The sequence below is a fragment of the Ruegeria sp. genome, from assembly GCF_028066395.1.
In the GTDB taxonomy this organism is placed as follows: Bacteria; Pseudomonadota; Alphaproteobacteria; order Rhodobacterales; family Rhodobacteraceae; genus Ruegeria.
In genome coordinates this window covers 23155-30778 of the sequence record NZ_JALCBM010000053.1, presented here as the reverse complement: position 1 = coordinate 30778, position 7624 = coordinate 23155, and the positions used below count along the sequence as shown (strand labels likewise).

7 protein-coding genes and 1 pseudogene are annotated in these 7624 nt (G+C 53.8%); 1 reads left to right on the top strand and 7 read right to left on the bottom strand.

The annotated features are described in order from the left end of the window. Nucleotides 1–167 precede the first annotated feature (167 nt). Nucleotides 168–848, top strand: a pseudogene (locus MPJ51_RS15840) (IS6 family transposase). 68 nt (nucleotides 849–916) lie between these two features. Here MPJ51_RS15840 and MPJ51_RS15835 read toward each other — a convergent pair. From MPJ51_RS15835 to MPJ51_RS15805, 7 genes are all read right to left on the bottom strand, one after another. Next, nucleotides 917–1483, bottom strand: coding sequence for a prepilin-type N-terminal cleavage/methylation domain-containing protein (locus MPJ51_RS15835; protein ID WP_298388681.1), 567 nt, complete (start codon nucleotides 1481–1483; stop codon nucleotides 917–919). Next, nucleotides 1480–1836, bottom strand: a complete 357-nt coding sequence (locus MPJ51_RS15830; protein ID WP_298388680.1) for a type II secretion system protein — start codon at nucleotides 1834–1836, stop codon at nucleotides 1480–1482. Before MPJ51_RS15830 ends, MPJ51_RS15835 begins: the two co-directional genes overlap by 4 nt. Before the next feature lie 374 nt (nucleotides 1837–2210). After that, nucleotides 2211–3428, bottom strand: a complete 1218-nt coding sequence (locus MPJ51_RS15825; protein WP_298388678.1) for a type II secretion system F family protein — start codon at nucleotides 3426–3428, stop codon at nucleotides 2211–2213. A gap of 37 nt (nucleotides 3429–3465) precedes the next feature. Next, a complete protein-coding gene (gspD, locus tag MPJ51_RS15820; RefSeq protein WP_298388676.1) occupies nucleotides 3466–5472 on the bottom strand; it encodes a type II secretion system secretin GspD in 2007 nt (668 codons plus the stop codon). Further along, nucleotides 5469–5975 carry a hypothetical protein gene (locus tag MPJ51_RS15815; protein WP_298388674.1) on the bottom strand — a complete coding sequence of 169 codons (507 nt, stop codon included), beginning with the start codon at nucleotides 5973–5975 and terminating at the stop codon, nucleotides 5469–5471. Before MPJ51_RS15815 ends, gspD begins: the two co-directional genes overlap by 4 nt. Continuing rightward, nucleotides 5972–6535, bottom strand: coding sequence for a type II secretion system protein GspM (gspM, locus tag MPJ51_RS15810; RefSeq protein WP_298388672.1), 564 nt, complete (start codon nucleotides 6533–6535; stop codon nucleotides 5972–5974). The genes MPJ51_RS15815 and gspM overlap by 4 nt, the downstream gene beginning before the upstream one ends. Next, the gene (locus MPJ51_RS15805; protein ID WP_298388670.1) at nucleotides 6535–7548 is read right to left on the bottom strand and encodes a PilN domain-containing protein; all 1014 of its coding nucleotides are present in this window, start codon (nucleotides 7546–7548) and stop codon (nucleotides 6535–6537) included. Before MPJ51_RS15805 ends, gspM begins: the two co-directional genes overlap by 1 nt. Between the last annotated feature and the right edge of the window lie 76 nt (nucleotides 7549–7624).

Here is a 7624-nt window from a genome sequence, read left to right as displayed (position 1 = left end):
TGAAGCAGGTCCGACTGGAAGTCGGAGGGTTTCCTCCAACACGTGGATACTAAACTGCTAATCAATTCCACTGATGTTCTTCCGGATCTGTCGCAATCTTTTGGCTGTTGACTAGGTCAGATGCTGCGAGTGAATGACTTTCGGTAAAATCAGTCGAAAGTCAGTTCATGATTTCCTTCAAAGGCGCTCAATACCCGAAGGATGTGATCCTGTTCGCGGTGATTTTCTATGTCCGATTCGGTGTGTCTTACCGGGACTTGGAAGAAATCATGGCCGAGCGCGATGTTTCAGTGGACCACACCACGCTAAACTGATGGATAACACGGTATTCTGGTGCAATCGCTGAGGCAGCACGTCGCCGCAAAGGGCCATTTGACCGTTCGTGGAGAATGGACGAAACTTACATCAAAATTAAAGGCGCGTGGGTCTACCTCTATCGAGCGGTCGATAAACACGGCAAGACCCTTGATTTCATACTTTCACGGCATCGCAACAAACCAGCTGCCACCAAGTTCTTCGCCAGGATGTTGGAGATCAATGGATTGCCGAGGAAGATTGTGATCGACAAGAGCGGTGCCAACACCGCCGGCATCAATGCCATAAACAAAATGCTCAAAGGCTTTGGCTGCCCGATCCCAATTGAGATGGTAAGGCGGAAATACTTGAACGACATCGTGGAACAGGACTACCGTTTCATTAAGAGACGCACGCGGCCAATGCTGGGGTTCAAGGCCTTTGCTTCAGCGGCGGCAACGCTCGACGGAATAGAAGTGGCGCACATGATCCGCAAGGGTCAAATCACCCCCGGACTCTGCTCATTTCAGCAGTTCGCTGAGCTCGCCACCTGACGCACAAGCGGTTGCTGAAACAACTCAACGGACTCTAATCTTTGCAACAAAACCCTTTCGCATCACGTCTAATAAAGAAGTGGCTTAACTATGAAAGTGTGCCAAGCTGCAGCATCACCTTTCGCGCCTTCTATTCTCACCAAGTCCGGCAATCGAGCCACGTCAGACCAAGTTCCACTCCAGCTAGGGTCGTCCGGGTCAACTTCAAAATACGAAAACGTCGGATTAATGTCGTGAGCAATGATTACCGTGTGAACGACAGAAACCTCCCCATCATCATTCATCTCAGAAATGGTGCCCACAAGATTACCCGCATCATTTTCGACAAGAATCCTCAGAGCAGCTGCTTCCGGAGCAAATCCTTTGCTATGGATTGTGGTAAACTCCAGTCGCTTTTCATCCCCAATAAAATCAATAGGGTATGGCGCAATTCCAGCCGGCGGAGCTGCGTTGGTTAGCCAGGATCGCAAGCGTGCTGTCAAAGCAACCCGCTCGCTTTGCTCCGGGTCCAGACGCGCGCGATCATAGACCGCTATGGCAAAACCGAGTGCTCCGGATAACCCCACAGCGATTAAGGCAAGCAATGCCAGCGCAATTAGAAGTTCGAACAAGCTAAGGCCAGAACGCGTGTTCATTTCAACGCTCGAATTTCCGTGGTCCGAAAAAGTACATTCCCAGCCTTGTCTGTGACTTCAATCACGACTTCTGCCAAATCAATGTTAGAACCGATCGCCGCGTAAGGTGTAATGTGTTGATACAGCATCCAATCCCCGACCCGGTCTGTGCTTTCGCCGAGAGAAAGCGATCGGGCGACGCCCAGCTCACTTAGTCTGGAATATATGACATCTGCAGCAGCGGCTCGTTTTGAGCTTGCCGTTGAGCGTTCCAAAAACTCTGCCTGACGCGGCAGAACTACAGACAGTACCATCGTCATGACCGCAAAAGCGATCAATACCTCAAACAACGAATACCCTGCCCTCCTATTCACTATGGGTACTCCTTGAAACTTGCCCCGTCAAAGGGGACAGAATGAGGGATTCGCGTCGATTGCCTGCTGCCAGGCACATCTCGCCCCCTGTCGCTGTCCCGTCCGGAAACAAGTCCCAGTTTATTGGCTCACCATCACAATTTACGAATTCGATCCCAACTGCCTGGTTGGACCTGATGGCCCTTAAACGTGCGTCGCTGAGCTGCGAAGCAAGCTCGGAAATCTGTCGGTTCAATTTCATTTCATCCGATGGTGGCCGAAACGCCGCAGCAGAAACGGCGACCACCATCGCAAGGATGGATAAAGCGACCAGAACCTCGAACAGCGAATACCCCGCCGTGCCCGGAGCGCGTGCTGGCGAACGTAAGGGGCTGTCAGAACGCAACATCGTTCAGCGACATGATGGCAGAGATGGTGGACATGATGACACCGCCAACGCCAAGCCCAATGGCCAGCGTCAGGATGGGTGTAATCAATCGAACGGATTGCGCGCGGATCTGAGCGCTTCTCATGCGCAGATCAGTGACGAGGCGGTCCAGAACCTGAACCATTTGGTCCGATGCTTCGGCGGCCTCGATCATGGCGACCGTCATGGGGTCTATCAGAGATGTTGATCCGAACGTGGATGAAAGCGTGTCACCAGCGACTATCCGTTCTTCTGACTGTGCGAGAAGATCCCGATATGTATCTTGTCCGGTCGCCTGCCGCGCGGTTTCCACCGCGCGAGGAAGCGTTGACCCACTGGACAACATCATGGTTATAGCATCCAGGATTTTCAGAGTTTCCGAGATGCGCAGATATCGCCCGATGACAGGAAGCTTCAGAAGAAGCGGAGAGCACGCTGTCTTGATACGCGCCTTCACGACCTGCCAAAAAACAAACACCACGACGCACAGAACGAGAGTCACAAGCCACTTGTCGACGAGCAGATCGCGCAGTTTCGTCATGGCGCCAAGGATGAACGGCGGATCGGACTCCGCGTTGTCGAAAACCGGAACCAGCGTGGGCGCCAGATAGAAGACCAGCAGAGCCGTCACGAACAGGGACATCAGGATCAGGATCACAGGATAGATCATCGCGGACCGGATTTCCCGCCGCTGCTTCGCCTCACTTTCCAGCCCTGCCGCGATACGGGCGGTAACACTGCGCAGATTGTTGGCTGCCTCGCCAATCTCGATCATGGTGATCAGGCGGTCCGGGAAGTAACCTTTCGTTTCACGCATCGCAAGAGCCAGCGTTTTGCCATCGGCCACGTCCTGTTCAAGACGCGACACAGTTTGGGCCATATGTTTGTCTTTGACATTTTCAGCACAGAACCGAAGTGCCTGGCGCAAGGGCAGATGGACTTCCAGAAGGCCCGATAGGGTCTGGAAAAAATGCTCCAGCGCAACAGGAGACGCTTTGGGATCACCTGACCCAAACGAAATATCCCTTTGCCACCAAGGCAGCTTGAGAGCACCTTCTTCAATTGAGACAGGTTGCAGACCCTGTCCGGCAAGCGCGCTCAATACCGCCAATTCATCCGCAGCCTGAAACTCACCCTTCTCGAGCTTTCCCAAACCGTTATATGCGGCATATGAGTAGCGCGGCACGTTGACGTTCTCCAGTCAGAAAGATGATTTTCGTCCCTTAATCGGTGATCCTATGGCCAACGGACTGAGACGGAATGCCTTTCCTCAGCAACCCGTTTGCGCCGGAAATCCGACTTCGCAGTTCATCGGTGATTGATTTTGCCTCTTGCCCGTTTCGGACGACTTTTGGCGTAATCAGGATCAGCAGTTCACGCTTGCCAACATTGTCCTCACGGTTTCTGAATAACGCACCGAGGACCGGAATATCGCCAGCACCCGGAACCTTCGTATCTGTGCGGGTCCGGGTGTCTTCGATCAGCCCGCCGAGTACGATGGTTTGCCCGTCATGAACAACAACATTGGTCTCTACGCGGCGCTGTGAAATCGTTGGGCTGTCGATGCCGGACGTGGTTGTGTTCTGCACACTGCTCACTTCCTGATCAATGTCCAAAATCACCTGTCCGGATTGTGCAACTCTGGGTTTGACTTTCAGAATTATCCCGGCGTCCCGGTACGCGATGGTGTTTATTATGGGTGCATCCGGGTTCGTCACGTCCTGAGATTGCTGTGTTGCGATCGGTACTTCGTCCCCGATCTGCAGACGTGCTTCCTGATTGTCCAGAACCAACAGATTGGGCGAAGAGATAATGTTGACATCCGTAATCGACGCCAGTGCATTGATTGCAACGCGGGCCGAACTGGTTTGGAACAACAGGGACAGGCCGGGGAAGGTTGGTGCAACCCCGCCATTTGAGGCATCGGTGAACACTCCCTCAAAATTACCCTGTTCAAAGAACCAGCGCAGACCAAAGTTCAACTCGTCCCTGAGGGATACTTCCACAATTGTCGCTTCCAGCAGGACCTGCACCGGCACGGTGTCCAACGCTTGCAGGAGGCGCGAGAAGCTCTCCTGTTCTGTGTCGTTGCCCCATACAATGATTGCATTTTTGGCATCATCCGCAACCACACGCGGCGCGCCTTCGCCAGAGGCTTCGTCGGCCTGAGCAATATCCTGCAGCATGTCCCCAAGGATTGGAGCCAAATCCTTCGCGATGCGATGTTGCAGGTTGTATACGGCGGGACGTCTGCGCGCGCCTCCTGCGGTTCTGTCCAGATCGCGTATCCATTGTTCCGCTTTTGCCAGATATGTTGAGCGCGTGCTGACAACAATGACTGCAGACAGCCGTTTGCTGGGAATGAAGGTCACGACATTCTGCAGGCTGCCGCCATCCTCTGTCTCGAAGATGAGGTTCATCTCTTCGACGACAGCTTCGGGTTCCGCGGCTTTCAAGCGATAAAGGCCGACCGATTTGCCCTTCAGAACGTCAACGTCAAAAAGGTTCACAGCGTCAATAGCTGCAGCCATTTCGTCGCGAGCACCTGAAATCAGGATGATATTTCGATTGGGGATCGGCATGAGTTCGACAGTGTCGCCAACAATTGGTTCCAGCAGCCTGACCATCTCTGTGGTTCCGATAAATTCCAATGGAACAGCAATCAAGCGGGCCCCTACTTGTTGCGATTGTCCAAGCGGAGTGACGTGCCGGGAGGACCCTTTCAAGGGAACGATTGTGATTAAGTCCCCGGAGGTCTGCAGGGCCGCACCATTGAAGCCGAGCACGATTTCAAAGGTTTCAAGCAAAGCTCTTTCACTAAGAGGCCGGGTGGTTTGCAAAGTAACCATTCCCTCAACGCCGGGTTTTATTGTGTAGTTCTTGTTGAGCGCGTCGCCCAAAACCGCCTTCGCGGCCTGTTCAATAGGGACATTGACCAGATTGAGAGTGATGGCGCCGTCATCAGACACCTCAACGATCTGCCGACGGCCCCGGGTTTCGGCCAAGAACTCATCTGTACCAAGATAACGCCGCTCGGCCGCCGGGCCGTTCAAAGCCAGGCGCAAACTGTCTGTTCCCGTCTGAGAAGGCCCTCGGAATGCCGAGTCTTTGTTGGCCAGAAACCGCGAACTGGATCCGCCTTCAGAATTCCCGTCGCCACAAGCTGCAACCAACACAAGGCTCAACGCGATCAGAGCTGCGCGAATGTGGTGCCAGAAGTTCATAATCATTGGTACATCTCAAATCGAAAAGTTTCAGTGGCCAGTCCGAGCTCTACCCAGTCCGGTCCAATGTCAGATACGGTCCACCCACCGATGCTGGTGCCAAGTTCCGCCCATTGTGGGCTCTCTTCAGCCACGGAGATCAGAGCTTTGCTGCCCGACGCATCCACCATGACACCATGAACGGAAACATCCGGTCGTTCCGATAACATAACGGGCTCCGCCACAATGGCAGGTTCCTGTTCATCATCCGCTGCAACCTGTGTTTTAGGACGCCGCTCTGGCGCGAATAGCGGTCGCTCAACGATTGCCGCATAGTAGATTTTCGACCTTGGAGAGCGTGCAGTATTATTTGCTTCGTTGGGGTCTTCCGGTTGGATTTGTTGAGCCTCGGTCGTCAGGCTGGATCGTGCAGGAACGGACGTCACCACGCTGCCCGCAACGTAGCAAGACAATGCAGCTATTACGGCCAGTACAGAGGTCCCGCTAAGGGCAGGCAGAAGCGGCTTCATTCGGCAACCGCCTCTTCTAGGTGGATCGGGGCTATCAATTCAAGCTGGGCATTCAGAACGGGCTGTGTCTGGTTGCTCGCTGGTCGGCTGAGTTGCCGCAATGAAGCTTTTTCAACAAGCAACACGGGGGACGAGTATTCGATTTGCTGCAGAAATCCTGACACCTGATCCAATGTTGCTTCAAACTCCAGACGAAACCCTGCGGCATCGACTGACGCTAAGCGCTTTGTTTTCAGCGGCGTTATTGATCTAAGGCTGATGCCACTACTTACTGCTGATGCAGAAAGGGCGGTTTGAATCTGGGCCGTCACCGCACCAATTTGCTCAGCGCGCCAGAGAAAGTCTCCTTCATCGTTCTGGGCTATTCTGGAACTTTGCTGCTTTAACCGGTCAATCGTGGCCTGCGTGCGCTGTATCTCGGATAACGTTTGCGCTCGCGCCTCAAGCCCTCTGGTCTTCCAGGCGTTCAGCGGGGCAATGATGAAAAACCCGATGAGCCCTGCAACAATGCCGCAAAATGCAAGACCGCCAAACGCAGATATGACGCGCTTCCTTTGCATTAACCCGTGGCTCCAAGATCGAGCGTAATCTCAAACCGTTCGGACCCGCGGGCCGTACGCGACACAGGTCCGCTAAGACGCGGATTGCCAAAGCCAGAACGCTTTCCAAGCGACAGCACAGTCTCCGCAGCGGATTTTCCTGCTTCTCCTGTGAGGACGACACGCGACGTGGTGAAGGTCAATGTCGAAACCCAGATGTCATCCTCCAGACTCACGGTCAATTCTCTCACAGTGTCCAACAGGAGAGGTCTCAGAAGTACTGCATCAACAAAAGCAGCCTTCTGCGCTTCTGCTTTCCGGATGTCTTCTACTTTGCGCCTTTCCAAAAGCGCCTCGGATCGCAGCGTTTCCAACTCAAGCTGAAGCGCGCGGGTTTCACTGCGCGCCGCCCAACCGGGATAGAGCCACGCGGTAAGCAGTGCGAGTGCAGCCACCGAAACCAATGCGGCGTTCAGCCTTCGAAAGCTTTGACGCCCGGGCAGGATTTCGTCCGAGAAATCAGCAATAGCCGTTGGCGCGTTTTCATTATCGACATACAGCTTCCGCACCCGGAAACCGTTTTTCTTCAAGTTGCGCTTCCAACCCGCAACGTCTTCACGCCGGACAATCCACTGCGAAACCTCAATTGCATCACCTCGAACAATGGGTTTTCCCAACCGCCAATAGATATTATTCAATTCAAATGGCGTGCGACTTCTGAGGTCAAGCAGTGACATTTCCTCCAGCTTGCCGCGGGCCGAAGGTGGCAGAGTCAAACGCCGCTCAAAGAAAAACTCCGCAGGGGCCAGAACGTCTATGACAGCGATATCCTCGCCTCGGCCCGGCCGTGGCGTTTCTTGTGACAATGCGTCAATCGAAAGGATGTCGTCGGCTCGCTTCAAATGCGATGTTCGAAACCTTAAGGGAACAGCCTTGGGTTGTCCCCAAAACATGGCACCTGCCCACTCTGGCACCAAGCTGCCCGCCCAACCGGTCAGCTTGGCTTTGACATCTCCAAATGTCCGCCCAATCATTTGTCCGCTCGTTTTTATTAGGCTGATTGCCCTGATTATCCCTCTTGTTTACTCTACAACTTTAAGCTTTGACAGA

Bases quoted from the DNA above. Each gene is read 5' to 3' on its own strand.
- gspD (WP_298388676.1), bottom strand. From the start codon at position 5,472: ATGATTATGAACTTCTGGCACCACATTCGCGCAGCTCTGATCGCGTTG.
- MPJ51_RS15815 (WP_298388674.1), bottom strand. From the start codon at position 5,975: ATGAAGCCGCTTCTGCCTGCCCTTAGCGGGACCTCTGTACTGGCCGTA.
- MPJ51_RS15835 (WP_298388681.1), bottom strand. From the start codon at position 1,483: ATGAACACGCGTTCTGGCCTTAGCTTGTTCGAACTTCTAATTGCGCTG.
- gspM (WP_298388672.1), bottom strand. From the start codon at position 6,535: ATGCAAAGGAAGCGCGTCATATCTGCGTTTGGCGGTCTTGCATTTTGC.
- MPJ51_RS15805 (WP_298388670.1), bottom strand. From the start codon at position 7,548: ATGATTGGGCGGACATTTGGAGATGTCAAAGCCAAGCTGACCGGTTGG.